A 20,940-nucleotide genomic window follows, 5' to 3' on the forward strand; every position below is an offset into this window, starting at 1 on the left:
GGTGAGTCATGGGCAGAAGAGACGACATCCCGGCAGCGTTCCGGGCGAGCATACAGATAGCGGCAAACGGGCGGCGCACAGTGAAAACGGTCGACTTCGTAGACGCACTGGCGCAGGTCAACTATGAATGGACACTGGCTGAGGCTAATCGTTGGATTGAGCACTACCAGAGCACGTTCAAAGACGTGTCGACTGCGGAAGGTGAGCGCCGTACGTTCCTGCTGTTTAATCCAAATAACGGAGGCTTCTGATATGGGGTTCCCATCTCCGGCAACGGATTACATCGAAGACAGCATATGCCTGAACCGCCTGTTCATCCCGCATCCGTCATCAACTTCGCTCGTCGAGTTCGGCGGGCTGCAGTATGTTGTTGACTCGTCCATGGCACCTGCCAACGGATCGGAAATTTACTATGAAATATTTGGCGAAATAGGCATCGGAAAACTGATGGGTAAGTCGATCATCACGCCGGAGGGTGAGGCACTGGAAGGTCAGGTTATGGAAGAGGTAATAGTGCTTGGGACGGTGGTATTAACCATTACCTCTCATTACGATTGGAACGGTCCGACGATATGATATAAAGCTCATATAATAAGCTAAAATCCATCATAATATTCAAAGATATCTGTTTCTAACATACTGATATTTCTAGGCATGCAAAGTTGAATATATTATGAAATTAATGGATAAGTGTTTGTAGTTATAGGTAATGACGCAGGATTTAAAATCCCTCGGCTTATGGCTGTGTGGGTTCAAGTCCCACCCCGGGCACCATCTTCGAACTACCGATTAAAACGAATAAAAACAAGCTGTAAGCAATGTCGTAACCGCCCCTGAAAGGCGGTTTTTTTATGCCTGAAATTCCTCTTCCCCACTATTTCTGCTTTGCCCACGTTAATAACGGGCGACTGGCGCAGTGGCTAAGAATTATCTAAACTCTCTGGCAGTAGCTTCCATTCTTTATCTGAGCGTGCTTATAATTGCCGGATAATTTTAGTTAGACCTCTAATCATCAGGCATCGATACATTGAACTCTCAGGAACTAAACTTTTCCCGTTTACTGCATCTGACGGCTCATGCCTGGCGTCAGGCGATCGACCGTCGTATGAAAGACAATGGGTTGAGCATGAGTAGCTGGATGGCCGTTGCCACCATTGCTATTCAGGATCAACCCATGAGTCAAAAAGAGCTGGCGCAGGCGCTGGGGCTGGAAGATGCCAGCGTAGTCCCGCTGATCGATCGGCTGGTGAAGCAGCAGCTGGTTGAGCGCGTTCAGCCTGCGGAAGATCGGCGTAAGCGGCTGCTGCACGTCACCCCGAAAGGGGAGCTGCTCTATCAGCGTTTAAAAACACAAGCCGACGCGCTGCGTAATGAACTGCTGTCAGGGGTTAATCCCGCCGAGCTGGCGGTCACCCAGCGCGTACTGCAACAACTGCTGGCGGCAACTGAGGTGAAGTAGGGTGCGTCGCAATAAATCCAATCCTTATGCACCGGTTGAGTGGGCGCCCGGTGAAAAACCGATGCTGCCTGGCTCCCCCTCCACGCCAGTTCATCCCACGCATAAACGTATTGCTTTTGGTATTGTTGGCCTGCTGATCTGTATCACCGGGGCGTTGAGTAATGCGCTGGTAACGGCGAATCTGACCAATTTACAGGGCGTATTCGGTGCTTATAACAACGAAATTGCCTGGCTTCCCGCCGTCTATGTGATGGGCAATATTTCGATCAACCTGCTACTGGTCAAGTTTCGCCAGCAGTTCGGCCTGCGCGTGTTTACCGAAGCCTTCCTTGTCCTGTATGTGCTGGTGGCGTTTTTCCATCTGCTGGTCAACGATCTCAGCTCGGCCATTATCGTGCGTGCCGCGCACGGCATGGTGGGCGCGGCGCTCAGCTCGCTGGGAATTTACTATCAGGTGCAGGCATGGCCCGCAAAGCACCGGCTGAAAGCGCTGGCGATTGGCCTTGGCGCATCCCAACTGGCGATCCCCCTGGCGCGCCTGTTCTCCACCGAGCTGCTGCAGCTTGACGAGTGGCGCGGACTCTACCTGTTTGAGCTTGGCCTGGCTCTGATGGCGCTGGGCGCGGTATTAATCCTTAAGCTACCGCCCGGTGAGCGGACCAAAGTTTTTGAGAAAAAAGATTTTCTCACCTTCTTCCTGATGGCGCCCGGCATGGCACTGTTCTGCGGCGTGCTGTCGCTCGGGCGTATCGAATGGTGGACCAGCACGCCGTGGCTGGGGATCTGTCTGGCGCTGGGGCTGGTGCTGGTCACCGCCGCGGTGCTGGTGGAGCACAACCGCAGCAACCCGCTTATTAATACGCGCTGGCTGGGCAGCGGGGCGATATTCCGTCTCGGCATTGTGATGATCCTGCTGCGTATCATGCTGGCTGAACAGAACACCGGGGCGATTGGCTATCTGCAGCAGCTGGGGATCCAGAATGACCAGATGCAGGGGCTGGCGCTGGCGATCCTCGCCGGTGTCGCCGCCGGGATCGTCTGCAGCGCGCTGACCATCAATCCGCAGCATCTTAGCTGGCCGATTGTCATGTCGCTAATTATTGTGATGGTCGCCTCGTTGATGGATGCGCAGTCCAGCCCGCTGACCCGTGCCAATAATATGTACTTCAGCCAGTTTCTGCTGGGTTTCAGCACCTCATTCTTTATTGCACCGGCCATGCTGCTGGGCGTTGGTAGCGTGGTGACGCAGCCGAAAAATTTGGTCAGTTTTGTGGTGCTGTTCGGCATGAGCCAGAACCTGGGTGGCCTGATGGGTTCCGCGCTGTTAGGGACCTTCCAGACGTGGCGTGAGAAATATCACTCCAGCCTGCTGGGCGATCAGCTCTCCCTGCTCGACCCGAATGTCACCGATCGGCTGGCGCAGTACAGCAATCTGTTCACCAGCCTGCTGGGCGACAGTACGCTGCGCGGCGCAGAAGGCACCTTGCAGCTGCAAACCGTTGCCACCCTGCAGGCCAATGTGCTGGCGTATAACGATGTTTACATTCTGACCGCTGTGATGGCAGGGGTCACTTTACTCTGGGTGTTATGGCGGCTGTCGCGCCTGCGCTACCTCAACTGGCAGCAGGCGAAACGCGAAGCGGAAGCGGAACAGCGAGCTATGCAAAATACTAATATTGCGAACGTAGGTAACTAATGAGTCAACAGGACCAGCAGCTCCAGGAGCGCCAACGAAATAACAAGCTGCGTATTGTCTCCATTGCCCTTGGCTCCGGCATCGCGCTGGTCGGGGTGCTGGTAATCCTTTATGCCTGGCAATTGCCGCCTTTCACCAGTGAGACGCAGTCAACGGAAAACGCCTACGTGCGCGGCCAGGTGACCTTTATCAGTCCGCAGGTGAGCGGCTATATCACCTCGGTGGACGTGCTGGACTTCCAGCCGGTACATCGCGGTGACGTGCTGATGACCATTGATGACCGCATCTATAAGCAGCATGTGCATCAGTCTCTCGCCCAACTGGAGATGAAAAAGGCCGCGCTGGCCAACAACCTGCAGCAGCGTCGCAGTGCTGAAGCGGTGATCAAACGCAATGAAGCGGCACTGATCAATGCCAAAGCTCAGGCGGTGAAAGGCGGGCTGGATCTTAAGCGGGTAGAGAACCTGGTGGCGGATGGTTCGCTGTCGCTGCGCGAGCGTGATGCATCGCGCGCCAGCAACAGCCAGACGCTGGCCGATGTGCAGCAGGCGCAGGCTACGCTGGAAGTGTCGAAGCAGGATCTGCAAACGGTGATTGTTAACCGCGCCTCGCTGGAGGCGGACGTCGCCAGCGCCCAGGCGGCGCTGGAACTGGCGCAGATCGACCTGGACAACACCAAAATTATTGCCCCACGCGACGGGCAGCTGGGGCAGATTGCCGTGCGCGAGGGCGCATATGTCTCCGCCGGGACGCGCCTGACGTCGCTGGTTCCGCAGCAGATGTGGGTGATCGCCAATATGAAAGAGACGCAGATGGCGCGGGTTAAACCGGGCCTGCCGGTGGTGTTTACCGTTGATGCTCTCGATGGCGAGCGCTTCAGCGGCGAGGTTGAGTTTATCTCACCGGCGGCAGGTTCCGAATTCAGCGCGATCTCACCGGATAACGCTACCGGTAACTTTGTCAAAATCGCCCAGCGTATTCCGGTGCGTATCAAAATCACCAGCGATAACGCGACCCACCTGCGACCGGGCATGTCGGTGGAGGTGAATATCGATACCGCAGCCAAACCACGCGACGGGGAGCAGCAATGATGGCGGCCAGACAAACGCTGCTGGTGGTCATGATGACGGCAGCCCTGGCCGGGTGCGCCACCCAGGTGGAAAAAGCGCCTTCCTCGTTGCCCATTCCCGCGCAGTGGCGCAGCCAGGTCGGGCCGGGTGCAGCGGTGGAAGCCAGCTGGTGGCGGGCGTTTAACGATCCCTCTCTCAATCAGCTGGTTGAGCAGGCGCTGCGCAACAACCCGGATATTCTCACCGCCCGCTCGCGTGTCGATCAGTACCGCGCCCAGCTGCGCGGAGCAGAGGGGGATGACTTCCCGACGCTGGATGCTGGCGTGGCGGCGACGCGCGCGCGTGCTATCTCAGCGGTGACCGGTCAGCCTTATCAATATTCGGTATTCCAGGGGCTGCTGCAGGCTAACTACAATGTCGATTTGTGGGGTGAGCGCAGCAGCAGCGTCGATGCGGCGAAAGCCTCGCTGGCGGCACAGCAGGCAGCGGCCAGCGCCGCAGAGCTGACGATTGCCAGCTCGGTGGCATCCGGCTATATGACGCTGGTGTCGCTGGATGAGCAGCTGCGCGTGACCGAGGCGACGCTGGCCACGCGTGCCAACTCGCTGAAGCTGGCGCAGCGCCAGTATGAAACCGGCTATACCTCTAAACTGGAGTGGGTGCAGTCGCAGTCTGAATACCAGACGGCGAAAGCGCAGATCCCGCTACTGCAGCATCAGATCGCCCAGCAGGAGAATGCGCTCAGCATCCTCGTTGGCATGAACCCGCGCCAGATCGCGCGGCAGAACCACTTCGAGCACCTGGCGCCGCAGACGCTGCCGTCGGTGATGCCATCGCAGCTGCTGCAGCGCCGCCCGGATATTGTGCAGGCCGAGCGCCAGCTGCTGGCCGCCGATGCCTCACTGCAATCCTCGCGCGCCGCGCTGCTGCCATCGCTTAACCTGACGGCGAGCGGCACCCTGCAGAGTTCCATCCTGCACGATCTGGTCAGCGATCCGTTCCGCCTGTGGAGTATTGGCGGCAGCGTGCTGGCCCCGATACTCAATCGCGAAGCGCTGACGGCGCAGGTCGATGTTTCGATGGCAACGCGCAATCAGGCGCTGTACAGCTATGAGAAAGTGGTGCGTAGCGCGTTTAGCGAAGTGAATGACGATCTGGATGCCATCGCCCGTTACCGCGAGCAGCTTGGCGAACTGCAGGCGCAGGAGAAGGTGGTGCAGGAAGCACTGCGCATTGCCAGCAACCGCTACCAGAATGGTTACGCTTCCTATCTTGATGAGCTGGACGCACAGCGCACGCTGTTCAGTACCCAGCTCAGCGTGGTGCAGGCAAAAAACAACCTGCTGCTGGCGCAGATCGATCTGTATCGCGCACTGGGCGGCGGCTGGCAGCCTGAATGATTGCCGGGTCGGGCATGCCCGACCCGCTTTACCCGCCTCTGATAACCAACAGCTTTAGCTTGCCCGTGAGCTTGCGCCGCGCGTTTGCTGGTCAATGAGAGCTGCTATTACTTAGGATTTACCGGGGGAAGTATAAGTGAAAGTTGATAATCATTTGCTCTGACTGTTCACGGGCTAAAGCACTGTTTTGCCTGATTCTGCATACCAATACGCTATATCTTATTCCCTTTTCAGCAGCCTGAAATCAATTTATTACGTTAAACAACTGCGCCATTGTGCTACTCTTTAGCGCGATAATCAGACAGTTTCTTTCTGCTGGCAAGGTCACCCTTGTGCCTGCGACAAGCTGAGTTTTCGTTAGTATTCCTTATTTTTATTCATGAAATGGATGTCTTTCATATTTTTACTGGCGCCTTTACAGGAACGTTTTGCCGGTATGCTGTGGCTGATAATGAAAAACCGTTCTAAACCCGACCCTGAAAAAGAGAGCCGGGTCCCATTAGATGATGCACAGTTTGCGATTGTCGTGCTGGCAATCACCTCTTTTACCCTGATCATTTTCGTGCTGACTATCACGCTGTGGATGTCCTGACAGGCTCCTGCTTCAGTTTGATCTGCTGGCTGCGTAACGCCAGGGCAAACGGCTCATTAACGGTGCGGTTGCCGTTGGCATCCGGCAGGCCAAACAGCCCGGCGGGTGAACGGCGGTCATCGTCCCAGGCGGGATAGTCGACCAGCGGATAGATCGATACCCCCTCCAGCGCTACCCCGGCCTCCAGTGCCAGCGCAGCCTCCTGACTGACCCGATTAAACCAGTCCGTACATTTACCGATCTCTGCCCCGGTTTCAGCTATCAGCAATGGGCGTTGATAACGTTGCCAAACTTGCTGTAAAAGATGATGCAGCGGCAGGTAGTCGGGGTGATGGGGTTCCAGCGGGTCACCATTGTGGAACCACTCATTGTCCGGGTACCAGGTGAATCCGATAATATCCAGTAACTCCTCTGAACCTCCCAACTCCGCCGCGCTGCGTCCACTGATCCAGTCCCAGACTTCAAACTGTGCCTGATGCTGCTGCAGTGCCTGCTGCTTTGCGCTGCTGGAGTAACCGGAAGCCGCAACATGGACCAGCGGGTCGGTAATGACGAAACGCACTCCGGGCAGCTCTTCACGCATTGCGCGCATGGCGGCGATACTGGCTGCGACCAGCTGACGCTTCAGTTCAATACGGCGCCCGGTAACAAAGGGGTTAAACCAGGCAATATCGGCGCCTGCCCACGACCAGAAAGAGATTTGATTCATCGGGCTGATAAAGGGGGCGGCCTGTCCTCGCGCGCGCAGCAGGCAGGCAAAAGCGCGGGCGAAGGCGGCAAAGCGCTCAACAAATTCTGGCTGCCAGATATCCAGCCAGTCCGGCCAGCCAAAGTGCGCCAGCTCCCAGATCATTTCGATATGGTATTTTTCGGCTGCTTCCAGCTGCGGCAAGAAACTTTGCCAGTTATATTCACCTGCCTGTTTTTCAACCAGATACCAGCGTGCGCCATCGCGCGCTGTCAGTAGCTGATGCTGCTGTAACAGGGCATAATCTTTCTCCAGCAGGGTATCATGTCCGCTGCTGAGCATCAGATCCGCACGTTTCCCCGGGGTGCGGCAGGCGGTGGAGCAGGCAAAACTGCCCTGATAAAAGCTGTTAAACAGGCTGGCCTGGTGGCGTTTCTGATTGTGCTGGCTGCCAACATGCATGATGCTCTCCTGGTCACTGGGACTGTCGCAGGGCGATGGGCTAAGTCTAGACTATATGTCTGGTCAGACGGGGAGAGATCGTCGGAAGATACCGGATGAACAACCGTAAACCTGTTAAGGATAGTTGATGACCGACACGCTTCACTCGCCGCAGGAAGAGAGCCTGGCCGGCACGCGACTGGCTCATGCCATTACGCCTCTGGTTGAACAACATCCTGAGCACAGCGGGGTCTATCCGCTGGCGGAGGGGCTGGATGCCTTTGCAGCACGCTATCTGCTGATTTCTCTGGCGGAGTGCACGCTGGATATCCAGTACTACATCTGGCAGAACGATATGTCAGGCCGGCTGCTGTTCAGCGCCCTGCTGGAGGCGGCCGCACGCGGGGTAAAAGTGCGCCTGCTGCTGGACGACAACAACACCATGGGGCTGGATAAGACGCTGAGCGAGCTGAATCGCCATGAGAATATTGAAGTGCGTCTGTTTAACCCGTTCTCATTTCGCAGCCTGCGCATGCTCGGCTATCTGACCGATTTTGCCCGCCTTAATCGCCGCATGCACAACAAGAGTTTTACCGTGGATGGCATGGCGACTATTGTGGGCGGGCGCAATGTCGGCGACGAATATTTCGGTGCCGGTGACGAACCGCTGTTCTCCGATCTCGACGTGCTGGCCGTCGGCCCGGTCGTGCATGATGTGGCGCTGGATTTCGACCGCTACTGGCAGAGCCGCGCCGTGGCTCCCCTTAACAGCGTGGTGGAGGATGAGCAGAGCAGCCCTTCAGCCGTGGTGCTGCCCGAGGAGTGGCGCGCCAGCGAGCAGGTGGTGCGCTATCTCGATCGGGTGGAAGCCTCCAGCTTCGTTAGCCAGCTGGAGAGCCGCAGCCTGCCGTTTACCTGGGCTGATACCCGCCTGCTGAGTGATGACCCGTGCAAAGGGCTGGGCCGTGCCCGCAGCAGTACGCTGCTGCCTCAGCGCTTGCTGGAGGTTATTGGCCAGCCGCAGCAGCAGTTCGATATCATCTCGGCCTATTTTGTACCGACCCGGGCAGGGGTGGCGCAGCTGCTGCGGCTGGTGCGCAAAGGCGTCAAAATCTCGATTTTGACCAACTCGCTGGCGGCGAACGATGTCTCTATCGTGCACGCGGGCTATGCTAAATGGCGCAAGAAGCTGCTGCGCCACGGCATTCACCTGTATGAGCTGAAGCCGCACATGGCTGCACGTGAACCGAGCCACGACCGTGGCCTGACGGGGAATTCCGGTTCCAGCCTGCACGCCAAAACGTTCAGCGTCGATAATCAAAAAGTCTTTATCGGATCGTTTAACTTCGACCCGCGCTCCGCCGTGCTGAACACCGAAATGGGGCTGGTGATTGAGAATGAGGGCCTGGCAACGCGAATTCATCAGCGCTTTATCAGCAGCATGCGCGAACGGGCCTGGACGCTGCGTCTGGATAAGTGGGGGCGGGTAAACTGGGTGGAATACCCGGGGGAGGGGGCGAATGAGGTGGTACACAAGCACGAGCCGCGCACCCGGCTGATGCAGCGGATCCTGGTGCGGCTGGTGTGGCGTTTACCGATTGAGTGGCTGCTGTAGGGGCCGGTCAGGCCCAATCCGGGGCGAGCCGGGCCATCGGCCCGACCACACCCGATGGCTCAGTTTGCTATGTGCGCTGTGGCTTGCCAGAAAACAGGAAGCGCAGCAGCGGAATGCGCAGGTGGATCTCATACAGCAGGAAAGAAATCCCGAAGACAAATAGCAGCCCGGCGAAAAAGCCCAGCGTGTTACTGCCAATCACCGGCACAAAAAGGATGCCGTAGATAATGGTTAACGGATGGTGGACCAGATAAATAAACAGCGATGCATTCACCAGGTAGGTGACGCGCGGCGAGTGGGAGTTCAGCAGGCGATGCCCAAGGGAGAACACCACGTTAACCATCCACAGCCCCATCAGCATCGATACCAGGGTATCAATCTCATACAGCCAGCCTTCACCCTTGTTCCAGGTTTGGTTAGCAACATAGGCAGCGAAGGCCAGTGCCGAACCGACAAAGGTCCAGGGCACCGGGCGCACAAACAGCGCTTTAATCGCCGGGTACTTAAAGGCCATCCCACCCAGCATAAAGAACGGCAGGTAAACCAGGGTTTGCATCACGGCCATATTGAACAGGGCATCACCCAGGATCTGCGGCGCAAAGATAAACATCAGGCGGCGGAAAATACCCCAGGCGAGGCCGCAAAGCAGGATCCACAGCGTTAATTTCCCCCAGGTTAGCTCGGAATAGTCTGTTTTTTCCCGCTGGCTATCGCGCAAAATACGGAACAGCCAATAGCCCGCCACAGTCAGTATTACCAGAACCAGCAGAAACCACAGGTGTGAAATCAGATCCCAAACCAGCGCGTTGTACTTTTGATAGGGCGTTAATTTGCTCCAGTCGCCAATCTTACTGGTCCACTCCTTCAGCAGGAAAAACTGCGGCAGGGTGATGAGCGGGATCGCGGTCAGCATTGGGATGCCAACCCGCTCCAGGCGCACCTTCAGCCAGTCTGACGGGCGGTAGCGCAGGAATAGCATGTAGGAGAAATAGCCTGAAATGACGAAGAACACTTGCATGCGAAACGCATGGATAAAATCATTAAACAGGGTGAGCCATTCAGAAGGGTGCAGGCTGTTTACTGACCACGTCTGAGTGGAATAAATGAGCGAAACATGGAATGGCACGCCTAATAACATCAGATAGGCGCGAATAGAGTCGAGAAAATATTCTCTTGGCTGCGTTTTTTTAGTCATAAATGTCCGATATTCAACATGTTAATGTCTTGATTCACCCTGAACCAGACTAAAGTTTAGCGCTTACTTTAATAGTTGAAACCCGGGTATACTATCAGCCAAATCTGTTTCCGTTAACCGCTTGAGAATAGGGCGCTTAACACGATCGGATTCATGGAACAAAAACGTGGTCAGGCTGTCGGAATGCTGGATTATCCTTTAAGATGGATGCAATTGATTTAAGCACCCGAAAGGGGGGGAAGTGCGGAATAAAATGAACAATAAACCAGAACTGATGAAATTGCGCTGGCTTGGCGCAGCAGTTTTGCTTTCAATGTATGCCAACACCAGTTGGGCGTTTAACATTGATGATGTGGCAAAACAGGCGCAGGAGTTAGCCGGGAAAGGCTTCGAAGCGCCTAAGAGTAACCTGCCATCACAGCTGCGTGATATGAAATATGCTGACTATCAGCAGATCCAGTTCAATCACGATAAAGCGTACTGGAGCAATCTTAAGACCCCTTTCAAACTTGAGTTCTACCATCAGGGAATGTATTTCGATACCCCGGTGAAACTCAATGAAGTCACGGCGACCAGCGTGCGTGAGATCAAGTACTCCCCGGACTATTTCAACTTCGGCAACGTTAAGCACGACCCTGATACCGTCAAAAACCTCGGGTTTGCTGGCTTCAAGGTGCTTTACCCGCTGAACAGTAAAGATAAGAAAGACGAAATCACCAGCTTCCTCGGCGCGAGCTACTTCCGCGTTATCGGTGCCGGACAGGTTTACGGTCTCTCTGCCCGCGGCCTGGCCATTGATACTGCGCTGCCGTCCGGGGAAGAGTTCCCGCGCTTTAAGCAGTTCTGGATTGAACGCCCTAAACCCCAGGATAAACATCTGGTCATTTATGCGCTGCTGGATTCACCACGTGCGACCGGTGCTTACCGTTTCCTGATCACCCCGGGTAAAGACAGCACGGTCGACGTGCAGTCTAAAGTTTACCTGCGTGACAAAGTGGGCAAGCTGGGCGTGGCCCCACTGACCAGCATGTACCTGTTTGGCGCCAACCAGCCATCGCCAGTGCCAAACTATCGTCCGGCGCTGCATGATTCTAACGGTCTGTCGATTCACGCCGGAAACGGTGAGTGGATCTGGCGTCCGCTGAACAATCCAAAACACCTGGCTGTCAGCACCTTCACCGTGGAAAACCCACGTGGTTTCGGTCTGCTGCAGCGGGGGCGCGATTTCGATAAATATCAGGATCTCGACGATCGCTACGATATGCGTCCAAGCGGCTGGATTGAGCCGAAAGGCGACTGGGGCAAAGGCCGCGTAGAGCTGGTTGAGATCCCAACGTCCGACGAGACCAACGATAACATCGTGGCCTTCTGGACCCCGGAAAGTCTGCCAGAGCCAGGAAAAGTGATGAACTTCTCCTACCGCCTGCACTTCACGCGTGACGAAAGCGCGCTGCATTCACCGGAAACGGCGTATGTGAAAAGCACCCTGCGTTCAACCGGTGATGTGAAGCAGTCGAACCTGGTGCGTCAGCCTGATGGCACCGTGGCATTTATCGTCGACTTCGTTGGCCCGGAAATGAGCAAGCTGCCGCAAAACACCCCAGTGACCCCTCAGGTCAGCATCGGTAACAACGGTGAGCTGGTGGAAAACAGCGTGCGCTATAACCCGGTCACCAAAGGCTGGCGTCTGGTGCTGCGCGTGCGCGTAAAAGACAACAAACAGCCGACGGAAATGCGTGCTGCACTGGTTAACGGTGACAAAACGCTGACTGAAACCTGGAGCAATCAGCTGCCTGCCAATGAATAAGTCTACCGTAATACCCGATGAGTATATCGACGCGCTGCCCCTCTCCGCTGAGCGGAAAGGGGAGCTGCGCTCGGCACTGCCGCCTGAATCTGACGACGCCTTTGGCCAGCTGCATCACCTGCTGGCCGAAGAGGGTCCGGTTGAAACGCGTGCCGATGACGCACCGCAGGAGTCGGTAAAAACACGCGTCGAACAGAGCTGGCCGGATTCCGTTGATGACGGCAAGCAGTTCGATAAAGATGCGCTGGACCGCACCACGCTGAAAGCGATGCCGAAGCATACCCGCTCTTCCATGTACCCGGAAGAGTGGCGTACCAACCCGGTGGCGCGCGCGTGGGATTCCGTGCGTGGCCGTAAAACCACCCCGCGTTTTGCCAGCCGCGAAGAGCAGAAAAGTGAAGATAAGTGGCGCCATGTCGGCTCCATCCGTCGTTATATTCTGCTGTTCCTCTCTGTTTTCCAGACGGTTGTCGCCACCTGGTATATGAAGACCATTCTGCCTTACCAGGGCTGGGCGCTGATCGACCCAATGGAGATGATCAACCAGAACTGGCAGCAGTCGGTGCTGCAGATCCTGCCTTACGTGCTGCAGACCGGGATCCTGTTCCTGTTTGCCGTGCTGTTCCTGTGGGTCTCCGCCGGTTTCTGGACTGCGCTGATGGGCTTCCTGCAGCTGTTGATCGGTAAGGATAAGTACAGCATCTCCTACCTGACCAACGGTGACGAGCCGATCAACCCGGATCACCGAACCGCGCTGATCATGCCGATCTGTAATGAAGACGTTGAGCGCGTGTTCGCCGGCCTGCGTGCGACCTGGGAATCCGTGGTGCGTACCGGCGAGCAGGACAATTATGACGTCTACATCCTTAGCGACAGTTACAACCCTGATATCTGCATGGCCGAGCAAAAGGCGTGGATGGAGCTGGTACGTGATGTCGGCGGGGAAGGGCGCATTTTCTACCGCCGCCGCCGCCGTCGCGTAAAACGTAAATCCGGTAACATCGATGACTTCTGCCGCCGCTGGGGTAGCCAGTACAGCTACATGGTGGTGCTGGATGCGGATAGCGTAATGAGCGGCGAGTGTCTCAACGGGCTGGTGCGTATGATGGAAGCGAACCCGAAAGCGGGTATCATTCAGTCTTCGCCGAAAGCATCCGGGATGGATACGCTGTATGCGCGCTGCCAGCAGTTTGCTACCCGCGTTTACGGCCCGCTGTTTACCGCTGGTCTGCACTTCTGGCAGCTGGGCGAGTCGCACTACTGGGGCCATAACGCCATTATCCGCGTTAAGCCGTTCATTGAGCACTGTGCGCTGGCACCGCTGCCAGGTGAAGGCTCATTCGCCGGTTCAATCCTGTCGCATGACTTTGTGGAAGCTGCACTGATGCGTCGTGCGGGCTGGGGCGTGTGGATCGCTTACGATCTGCCGGGTTCTTATGAAGAGCTGCCGCCAAACCTGCTGGATGAACTGAAGCGTGACCGTCGCTGGTGCCACGGTAACCTGATGAACTTCCGTCTGTTCCTGGTAAAAGGCATGCACCCGGTGCACCGTGCGGTGTTCCTGACCGGCGTGATGTCTTACCTGTCTGCTCCGCTGTGGTTTATGTTCCTGGCGCTGTCGACCGCGCTGCAGGTGGTGCATACGCTGATGGAGCCGCAGTACTTCCTGCAGCCGCGCCAATTGTTCCCGGTGTGGCCGCAGTGGCGCCCTGAACTGGCGATAGCGCTGTTCTCAACCACCTTAGTGCTGCTGTTCCTGCCGAAGCTGCTGAGCATCGTGCTGGTGTGGTGCAAAGGGGCGAAGCCTTACGGCGGAGCGCTGCGCGTGCTGGCCTCCCTGTTCCTGGAGATGCTGTTCTCGGTGCTGCTGGCGCCGGTGCGCATGCTGTTCCACACCGTATTCGTGGTCAGCGCGTTTCTTGGCTGGGAAGTGGTGTGGAACTCGCCACAGCGTGATGATGATGCCACACCGTGGAGCGAAGCGTTCAAACGCCACGGCTCGCAGATGCTGCTGGGCCTGGTGTGGGCGGGCGGTATGGGCTGGCTGGACCTGAACTTCCTGTGGTGGCTGTCGCCAATCGTGTTCTCGCTGATCCTGTCGCCGTTTGTCTCGGTGTGGTCAAGCCGTCGCACGCTGGGTCAGGCTTCGAAACGCGGCAAACTGTTCCTGATCCCGGAAGAGTACGATCCGCCGAAGGAGCTGCTGGATACCGACCGTTACGTTGAGCTGAATCGTGAACGTGCGCTGGAAAATGGCTTTATGCACGCCATGTTCCATCCGTCGTTCAACGCACTGGCCAGCGCAATGGCGACCTCGCGTCACCTTAACAGCGATATTCTCGACTATGCCCGCGACCGCCGCATTGAGCAGGCGCTCAGCGAGTCACCCTCTAAACTGGATCGCGATCAGCGCCTGGCGCTGTTCAGTGACCCGGTGACGCTGGCGCGTATGCACTACCGCCTGTGGCAGAATGCGGATAAGTACCACGACTGGTTAGATTATTACCATTCGCTGGAACTGAACCCGAAGGCGCTGAATAACGCCAACTAGTTTGCGGGGCGGGCATGCCGCCCCCGACGACGCGATAAGCCGGAACTCAGGTTCCGGCTTTTTTTTACGTTTAATTTGCAGTTGCCGCTCTGGTCAAAACTGGACCAGACTGTAGAATAGTGCGTTTTTTACTCTGGGGCAGCGATGGTGACAATGATAGTGCGGGGATTAGCGGTGGGGCTGTGCGTGCTGGTGCTGAGCGGCTGCGGCAGTATTATCAGCAGAGCCGTGCCCGGACAGGGGCACGGCAATCAATACTACCCCGGCGTACAGTGGGATATTCGCGACAAGCCGTGGCGTTTTCTCGCCATTATTGACCTGCCGCTGTCGCTGGTGGTGGACACATTACTGCTGCCGGTTGATGCCAGCCACGGGCCTTACGAGTAATTATTGTCGGCGTCGGTGTTATCGTCTTCCCACTCTCCCGCTGCCGCGTCGGCCTCTTCGCTGCCGGCAGGCGGTTCCAGCTGGAATTCGCCCTCATCCCACTCGTACAGCGTCTTCTCCGGCAGCCACTCCTGACGCAGTTCAACCTCATCGAAATCATCTTCAAAGATGGCCTGCGCCGCATCTCCACTGCGGAAGGCCAGTAGCTCTCCTTCATCACTGTCATCGGTGAGAAACTCCGCCTGCCACATGATATCCCCATCCTGCATCACAAACTTCTGCAGATTGAACTGGTTAACAGAGGCTTCACCCTCGTCCAGCTCCGGGTTATCGGCAAGGTACTCTTCACGTGCCATCTCAATCGCTTCTTCCAGCGTGGCATACATGCTCATGGCATCTCCTCAGGTCAAAAATGACTAAAGAGTAATTGTTGTCGCTATGGGCAAAGATGCAAGGCGGGGGAGGAGAAATATTTTCGTGGTGATTTATTGCACGGGTATTGTCAGGGTTTATCCCTGAACCCCCATCCACTGCTTCAGCTTGGCCACCGAGGCAGGGGCCTGATAAACCAATCCACGCCCATCTTTGAGCGAACGCAATAAACCGCGAGCGGCCAGTGTCTTCAGGCGACTTCTGGCGGTGTTATCCGAGAGTGACAGACGCTGGCTGACGCCGGCGGCGCTCAGCAGAGAGCCGGGAGCGTTTAGCGCGAGTGCCAGAATATCCTGCGCGGTTTTATCCAGCATGAAGATATTTACTGTCGCTGGCGCTATGCTGCGCCAGTAGTGCAATAAGCTCCTCAGCGCTAAGTTCAGCCTCAGCCACTGAGGGCGGCGTTTTGATTCTCATCTCAGACAATCTCAAAAAGGCTATTATTTGAGATTACTTGAGATGAGCCGCCACCGCAATTCCCTTTACTCTGCTTCCGATAGCGGGCGCTGTTCTTCTTCCCGCACCACCATTCTTTCGGTTCGTTTTCTCAGCGTGTACCAGGTGTACCCCACGTTGAACAGCACGATGCAGGCGGTGACCAGAAACACCGCACGGAAACCGTAATGGGCCGACACCGCGGCGCCCATCAACGGGCCACTGACGTTGCCGATGTCGCGGAAAGACTGGTTATAGCTGAAGATGCGCCCGGCGACCTGATTGCTGGCGTTGTAGATCAGCAGCGACTGCACCGCTGGCAGTAATGCACCGTCGGCGGCGCCGAGCAGAAAGCGCAGGATCCCCAGCTGCCACGCACTCTGCACAAAAGCCATCGGGATCAGTAGCACGACTGAAATCAGCAGCATGGCAACGAGGATTCGCTCCGGGCCGATGCGATCCCCCAGCCTGCCAAGGCGTGGCGCACTCATCAGCGCCGCCACGCCAGGCACCGAGGCAATCATGCCGCTAATAAAGGCCAGATTCGCCACGTTGCCCGCCAGCTCGCGCACGTACAGCGTCAGAATGGGGGCAATCGAACCGGTAGCGACCTGGATTATCAGCGTGGTGACGAACAGTGCCAGCACCAGCCGGGGATTTTTCAGCGAGGAGAACACCTGGCGGGCGTGCAGCAGATCTTTTTTCTGCACCGGGGTGAAGCTCTCACGGATGCAGAACAGGGTCATCAGGAAGCAGGAGAACAGCACCGCCGCAGTAATATAGAACACCGGGCGCAGGCCAAAGCTGTCGGCCAGCAGGCCGCCGATTAGCGGGCCGATCAGCGCGCCGCTGACCGCCCCGGTTGACAGCCAGCCCATCGCCCAGCCGGTTTTATTACGCGGCACCTGGGTGGCGATCAGCGCGTTGGCATTGGGCACAAACCCCCCGAGCAGGCCGAGCAGTGCACGCAGCGCCAGAAACTGCCAGACGGAAGTGGCCATACCCATCAGCATCATCACAATTGCCATGCCCAGGGCGGAGCGCAGCAGCATGATTTTGCGGCCTTTACGGTCGGCAAGTCCGCCCCAGAAAGGGGATGCAATAGCAGAGAACAGGAAAGTGATGCTAAAAACCAGCCCGGACCAGATGTTCAGCGCCTGGGGATCGGTAATGCCCAGCTGCTCGACATACAGTGGCAGAAAGGGCATAACCAGGCTGAAACCGGCGCCGGTGAGGAAACATCCCACCCAGGCGACAAAGAGATTTCTCTGCCAGTTGATGACAGTTGAGGGCGTATCGGCCGTAGACATAGCGTGTGCAGTAACCTTAGAAGTTAACGTCGCAAATTAACCATTAGCTGGCTAAGTATGCGCCTTTAAATGCTCACTGCCTAGCCACTGCAGAAATAAATGAAAAACGGTTTCAAATAGTGGAACAGGCCGGATAACCGGCCTGTGGAGAGGGATCAGTAAAGGGAAGGTTGACCTTCCGGGCGGGTCTTAAAGCGGCGATGCAGCCACATATACTGATCTGGCGCCATCAGTACGCCGTGCTCGACCACGCGGTTCATCGCGGCGGCTGTGGCGACTTCATTGTCCAGTGGGATATCCTGAACTTCCGGCAGGATCACCATCTCATAGCCTTTACCCGACGGCAGGCGGCGTGGCACAAAAGGGATCACTGCCGGATTGCCGCTGCGGATCAGCAGGTAGCTGCCTTTAGTGGTTGCCGCCTGGTCAACGCCGAAAAACGGTACAAATACGCTGCTGCGCGGACCGTAGTCGTGGTCCGGAGCGTACCAGATAATATCGCCGTTTTTCAGGGCGCGGATCATGCCTTTCAGATCCTTGCGGTCCAGCATGCTTTTATTGGAACGCATACGGCCCCAGGTTTGCAGCCAGTCAATCAGCGCGTTGTCGTTGGGGCGGTAAACGCCAATACCCGGGTTGTGGATGCCGAAAATACGCGCGCCCAGTTCCAGGGTTAAAAAGTGCATGCCAATCAGCAATACGCCTTTACCGTCGGCAGCTGCTTTGCTGATGTGCTCCAGGCCGCTGACGCTGAACCATTTTTTGATGCGCCAGTCAGGCCAGAACCATGCCATGCCGGTTTCTATCAGGCCCATGCCGAGCGATTCGAAGTTGCGTGTTACCAGAGCTTCACGCTCGGCGGCAGGCATCTGCGGGAAACAGACTTCCAGGTTGCGCCGGGCAACCTCCACACGGCGCTTCAGAAAGTGCATTGACAGCCGACCCAGCCCGCAACCAATGTAGCGGAGCAGGGGGTAGGGCAGCATCACCAACAGGTAAAGCAGGGCAATACCCAACCAGGTAAACCAATAACGGGGATGCAGCAATGCGCGACGAAATTGAGGCAGCTGAGTCATGATTTTCCAGATCGCAAAAAAAGGGGGAACATTATAGTGCCCGTTTAAAATGAGTTATGGCCTATTGTGCCATTTTATTCGCATCAGATGAAATAAGCGCCTGTTCAGATTAGGTTTTCACGGGCAGGTAGGTCAGGTGTGCTGCTAATAGCATAGTCATAATGCGCATATTGCGCATCGCTTTTTGCGCCGACTGCTGCTATTTACAGCGTTCATGCACGACAAACCCCGGGTCTCTCAGGTATGATAGCGCCGCAAAATTTTCCCTCTCTTTAGAATTCAGGAACGTACACCATGCCAGTGTTACATAACCTTGTTTCCAATGAAGAGCTGAAGGCACGCATGCTGGCCGAAACCGAGCCGCGTACCACAGTCTCTTTTTATAAATACTTCACTATTGACGATCCGCGTGCGTTTCGCGACGCGCTCTACGTTACCCTCACCAAACTAAACGTGTTTGGCCGCGTCTACGTCGCCGCCGAGGGAATTAACGCGCAGGTCAGCGTTCCCGCCAGCCAGTACGAGCAGATGAAAGCCGCGCTGTACGCTTTCCACCCGGCGCTGAATAACCTGCGCATGAACATCGCGCTGGATGATGACGGTAAATCTTTCTGGGTACTGCGTCTGAAAGTACGTGAGCGCATTGTGGCTGACGGTATTACCGACGACAGCTTTGATGCCAGCGATGTCGGCGCCTATCTGAAAGCGGCGGAAGTGAACGCCATGCTAGACGATCCGCAAGCGGTGTTTGTCGATATGCGTAACCACTATGAGTATGAAGTGGGCCATTTTGAAAACGCGCTGGAGATCCCGGCGGATACTTTCCGCGACCAGCTGCCGATGGCAGTTGATATGCTGCAGCAGGATAAAGACAAAAAAATCGTCATGTACTGCACCGGGGGGATCCGCTGTGAGAAAGCCAGCGCCTGGATGCGTCATAACGGTTATGAGAATGTCTACCACATCGAAGGCGGAATTATTGAGTATGCCCGCCGCGCGCGCGAGCAGGGCTTACCGGTGCGCTTTAAAGGCAAAAACTTTGTCTTCGATGAGCGAATGGGCGAGCGGATTTCAGACGATGTGATTGCCAACTGCCACCAGTGCGGAGCGCCCTGTGACACCCATGTAAACTGCCTGAATGACGGCTGCCATCTGCTGTTCATCCAGTGCCCAAGCTGCGCCGAGAAGTTTCATAACTGCTGCAGCCCGCTCTGTATGGAAGAGCTGGCACTGCCGCCGGAAGAGCAGCGTGCGCGTCGTGCGGGCCGTGAAAACGGCAATAAGATTTTCAACAAGTCGCGCGGCCTGCTGAGCACCACCATGCATATTCCTGAAGAGTAACAGGCTGAACTCACCGGGCTCAGGCCCGGTGAGTGTGATGGCTACTGGCGCACGCCTTCCACCGAGATCATCAGCTCCACTTGCTGCGATGCCGGGCCCAAATCCTTATCAATGTTGAACTCTTTCAGCGCGATAGTTCCCGTTGCTTCAAAGCCAGCACGGTAGCCACCCCACGGATCTTTACCTTCCCCCGTCAGTTTTGCCGCCAGTTTTACCGGTTTAGTCACGCCGTTCAGCGTCAGGTCACCGTCTACGATCAGACCATCGCCCTGTTTGCTGACCTTGGTGGAAACAAACGTTGCCTGGGGGAACTTCCCGGCATTGAGGAAATCAGCGCTGCGCAGGTGCTTGTCACGCTCGGCGTGGTTAGTGTCGACGCTGCCGGTATTGATAGTCACGTTAACTTTGTCTTTGCCAGGGTCGGCCTGGTCAAAGGTAAAGCTGCCGTCGAAATCTTTAAACGTGCCGTAAAGCCAGCTGTAGCCCAGGTGCTTGATGCGGAACTGCACGAAAGCATGCTGCCCCTCTTTATCAATTTTGTAGTCGGCTGCGGCGGCTGTCCCCGCCGTCATCAGCAGGGCGGCGGTAGTGATGGCCAGAATACTTTTCTTCAACATGGTGTTCTCCATTCCAGAGGTTAATGGATGCGGCGGCCCAGCATCCTTTTCAAGGTAATATCACGATCGATAAAGTGGTGTTTTAGCGCGGCCAGGGCGTGCAGCCCGGAGAGGATCACCACGCTCCACGCCAGCCAAAGATGGACTTCCCCCGCCAGATCCGCCTGCTCGCCCAGCCCGGAAAACAGCGCAGGAACCGGCAGGATACCGAAGACATTGATCGGTTTGCCCTCTGCGGTAGAGATCAGATAACCGGTAATCAGAATGGCGAACAGCACGCCGTACAGCAGCAGATGCGCGGTGATGGCGCTATAGCGTACTAGCGGGGAATAGCTGCTGAGCGGTTTCGGCGGCGGCGAAACAAAGCGCCACACCACGCGTACAATCATGACCGCGAACAGCGTGATGCCGATGCTTTTGTGCAGTTCGGGAGCTTTGTGATACCAGGTATCATAATAACCGAGGGTGACCATCCACAGTCCGAGGGCAAACATTCCGTAGACCGCAGCCGCGACCAGCCAGTGCAGGGTGATGCTCAGTGAGCCATATTTTGCAGCGCTATTTTTTAACGGCATCCTGGGTTCCGCCAATAAGAATTTTAAGTCAGACTGACGGCGACAAGGGTGAAAATCAACAAATAAATTAACTGATTACTAAATTAAATCTCATCATGAAATATTTTGAATAAAATAATGGCTTATCACCAGTAAATCAGAAAGCGGGTGGCCTGATATGGCTCTGTGCTCGATTTTGTCGAGAAGATTTGCCATGGTGAGGGCAGGATCATGTTCTGTATTTTTGTCTTTAATTTCAATAAATGTCATTTTT

Annotated in this window: 21 protein-coding genes; 12 read left to right on the plus strand and 9 right to left on the minus strand. The window is 56.2% G+C overall.

Features of this window, described 5'->3' with window-relative positions; translation table 11 throughout:
- Window positions 1-8: 8 nt before the first annotated feature.
- The 7 genes from J2Y91_RS16505 (at window position 9) to J2Y91_RS16535 (ending at window position 6,217) form a co-directional block, all read left to right on the plus strand.
- Window positions 9-251: a DNA polymerase V gene (locus J2Y91_RS16505; RefSeq protein WP_253538919.1), complete on the plus strand. Its 243-nt coding sequence runs from the start codon at window positions 9-11 to the stop codon at window positions 249-251.
- A gap of 1 nt (window position 252) precedes the next feature.
- On the plus strand, window positions 253-576 hold the full coding sequence (locus J2Y91_RS16510) for a S24/S26 family peptidase (RefSeq protein ID WP_253538922.1): 324 nt from the start codon (window positions 253-255) through the stop codon (window positions 574-576).
- A gap of 451 nt (window positions 577-1,027) precedes the next feature.
- Window positions 1,028-1,459: a MarR family winged helix-turn-helix transcriptional regulator gene (locus J2Y91_RS16515; protein WP_133623974.1), complete on the plus strand. Its 432-nt coding sequence runs from the start codon at window positions 1,028-1,030 to the stop codon at window positions 1,457-1,459.
- A gap of 61 nt (window positions 1,460-1,520) precedes the next feature.
- Window positions 1,521-3,155, plus strand: a complete 1,635-nt coding sequence (locus tag J2Y91_RS16520; RefSeq protein ID WP_048916448.1) for an MFS transporter — start codon at window positions 1,521-1,523, stop codon at window positions 3,153-3,155.
- On the plus strand, window positions 3,155-4,246 hold the full coding sequence (locus J2Y91_RS16525; protein WP_099753384.1) for an HlyD family secretion protein: 1,092 nt from the start codon (window positions 3,155-3,157) through the stop codon (window positions 4,244-4,246). The genes J2Y91_RS16520 and J2Y91_RS16525 overlap by 1 nt, the downstream gene beginning before the upstream one ends.
- Window positions 4,246-5,625 carry an efflux transporter outer membrane subunit gene (locus tag J2Y91_RS16530; protein ID WP_413449802.1) on the plus strand — a complete coding sequence of 460 codons (1,380 nt, stop codon included), beginning with the start codon at window positions 4,246-4,248 and terminating at the stop codon, window positions 5,623-5,625. The genes J2Y91_RS16525 and J2Y91_RS16530 overlap by 1 nt, the downstream gene beginning before the upstream one ends.
- Window positions 5,626-6,013: 388 nt before the next feature.
- Window positions 6,014-6,217, plus strand: a complete 204-nt coding sequence (locus tag J2Y91_RS16535; protein WP_062818133.1) for a hypothetical protein — start codon at window positions 6,014-6,016, stop codon at window positions 6,215-6,217.
- Here J2Y91_RS16535 and J2Y91_RS16540 read toward each other — a convergent pair.
- Window positions 6,198-7,367 (minus strand): beta-glucosidase, encoded by a 1,170-nt coding sequence (locus tag J2Y91_RS16540; protein WP_253538926.1) that lies wholly within the window; start codon window positions 7,365-7,367, stop codon window positions 6,198-6,200. The genes J2Y91_RS16535 and J2Y91_RS16540 overlap by 20 nt on opposite strands.
- Before the next feature lie 127 nt (window positions 7,368-7,494).
- Here J2Y91_RS16540 and J2Y91_RS16545 point away from each other — a divergent pair, with 127 nt between their 5' ends.
- Window positions 7,495-8,961: a phospholipase D family protein gene (locus J2Y91_RS16545; protein ID WP_253538929.1), complete on the plus strand. Its 1,467-nt coding sequence runs from the start codon at window positions 7,495-7,497 to the stop codon at window positions 8,959-8,961.
- Window positions 8,962-9,028: 67 nt separating this feature from the next.
- Here the strand turns inward: J2Y91_RS16545 and mdoC are convergent, their stop codons facing one another.
- Window positions 9,029-10,156: a glucans biosynthesis protein MdoC gene (mdoC, locus tag J2Y91_RS16550; protein WP_048916437.1), complete on the minus strand. Its 1,128-nt coding sequence runs from the start codon at window positions 10,154-10,156 to the stop codon at window positions 9,029-9,031.
- 271 nt (window positions 10,157-10,427) lie between these two features.
- Between mdoC and mdoG the strand changes: the two genes are divergently transcribed.
- From mdoG to J2Y91_RS16565, 3 genes are all read left to right on the plus strand, one after another.
- A complete protein-coding gene (gene mdoG, locus J2Y91_RS16555) occupies window positions 10,428-11,963 on the plus strand; it encodes a glucans biosynthesis protein MdoG (RefSeq protein ID WP_180276706.1) in 1,536 nt (511 codons plus the stop codon).
- Entirely contained in the window at window positions 11,956-14,514 is a 2,559-nt protein-coding gene (gene mdoH / locus J2Y91_RS16560; RefSeq protein WP_048916435.1) for a glucans biosynthesis glucosyltransferase MdoH, read from the plus strand. The genes mdoG and mdoH overlap by 8 nt, the downstream gene beginning before the upstream one ends.
- A gap of 144 nt (window positions 14,515-14,658) precedes the next feature.
- Window positions 14,659-14,901, plus strand: coding sequence for a YceK/YidQ family lipoprotein (locus J2Y91_RS16565; RefSeq protein ID WP_048916434.1), 243 nt, complete (start codon window positions 14,659-14,661; stop codon window positions 14,899-14,901).
- Here J2Y91_RS16565 and J2Y91_RS16570 read toward each other — a convergent pair.
- From J2Y91_RS16570 to J2Y91_RS16585, 4 genes are all read right to left on the minus strand, one after another.
- Entirely contained in the window at window positions 14,892-15,293 is a 402-nt protein-coding gene (locus J2Y91_RS16570; protein ID WP_048916433.1) for a MysB family protein, read from the minus strand. The genes J2Y91_RS16565 and J2Y91_RS16570 overlap by 10 nt on opposite strands.
- A gap of 117 nt (window positions 15,294-15,410) precedes the next feature.
- Window positions 15,411-15,647, minus strand: a complete 237-nt coding sequence (locus J2Y91_RS16575) for a helix-turn-helix transcriptional regulator (RefSeq protein ID WP_133623969.1) — start codon at window positions 15,645-15,647, stop codon at window positions 15,411-15,413.
- A 168-nt stretch (window positions 15,648-15,815) separates the two neighbouring features.
- Window positions 15,816-17,078: a multidrug efflux MFS transporter MdtG gene (mdtG, locus tag J2Y91_RS16580; RefSeq protein ID WP_253538932.1), complete on the minus strand. Its 1,263-nt coding sequence runs from the start codon at window positions 17,076-17,078 to the stop codon at window positions 15,816-15,818.
- A 155-nt stretch (window positions 17,079-17,233) separates the two neighbouring features.
- On the minus strand, window positions 17,234-18,154 hold the full coding sequence (locus J2Y91_RS16585) for a Kdo(2)-lipid IV(A) acyltransferase (RefSeq protein ID WP_133623967.1): 921 nt from the start codon (window positions 18,152-18,154) through the stop codon (window positions 17,234-17,236).
- Window positions 18,155-18,448: 294 nt separating this feature from the next.
- Between J2Y91_RS16585 and trhO the strand changes: the two genes are divergently transcribed.
- Window positions 18,449-19,495 (plus strand): oxygen-dependent tRNA uridine(34) hydroxylase TrhO, encoded by a 1,047-nt coding sequence (gene trhO / locus J2Y91_RS16590; RefSeq protein ID WP_048916429.1) that lies wholly within the window; start codon window positions 18,449-18,451, stop codon window positions 19,493-19,495.
- Window positions 19,496-19,536: 41 nt separating this feature from the next.
- On the opposite strand, the gene J2Y91_RS16595 is transcribed toward trhO, so the two are convergent.
- The 3 genes from J2Y91_RS16595 to J2Y91_RS16605 form a co-directional block, all read right to left on the minus strand.
- Window positions 19,537-20,112 carry a YceI family protein gene (locus J2Y91_RS16595; protein ID WP_133623966.1) on the minus strand — a complete coding sequence of 192 codons (576 nt, stop codon included), beginning with the start codon at window positions 20,110-20,112 and terminating at the stop codon, window positions 19,537-19,539.
- A gap of 20 nt (window positions 20,113-20,132) precedes the next feature.
- Window positions 20,133-20,687 carry a cytochrome b gene (locus J2Y91_RS16600; protein WP_048916428.1) on the minus strand — a complete coding sequence of 185 codons (555 nt, stop codon included), beginning with the start codon at window positions 20,685-20,687 and terminating at the stop codon, window positions 20,133-20,135.
- A gap of 93 nt (window positions 20,688-20,780) precedes the next feature.
- Window positions 20,781-20,936 (minus strand): hypothetical protein, encoded by a 156-nt coding sequence (locus J2Y91_RS16605; RefSeq protein ID WP_166643185.1) that lies wholly within the window; start codon window positions 20,934-20,936, stop codon window positions 20,781-20,783.
- Window positions 20,937-20,940 lie beyond the last annotated feature (4 nt).

Source organism: Erwinia aphidicola, from assembly GCF_024169515.1.
In the GTDB taxonomy this organism is placed as follows: domain Bacteria; phylum Pseudomonadota; class Gammaproteobacteria; order Enterobacterales; family Enterobacteriaceae; genus Erwinia; species Erwinia aphidicola.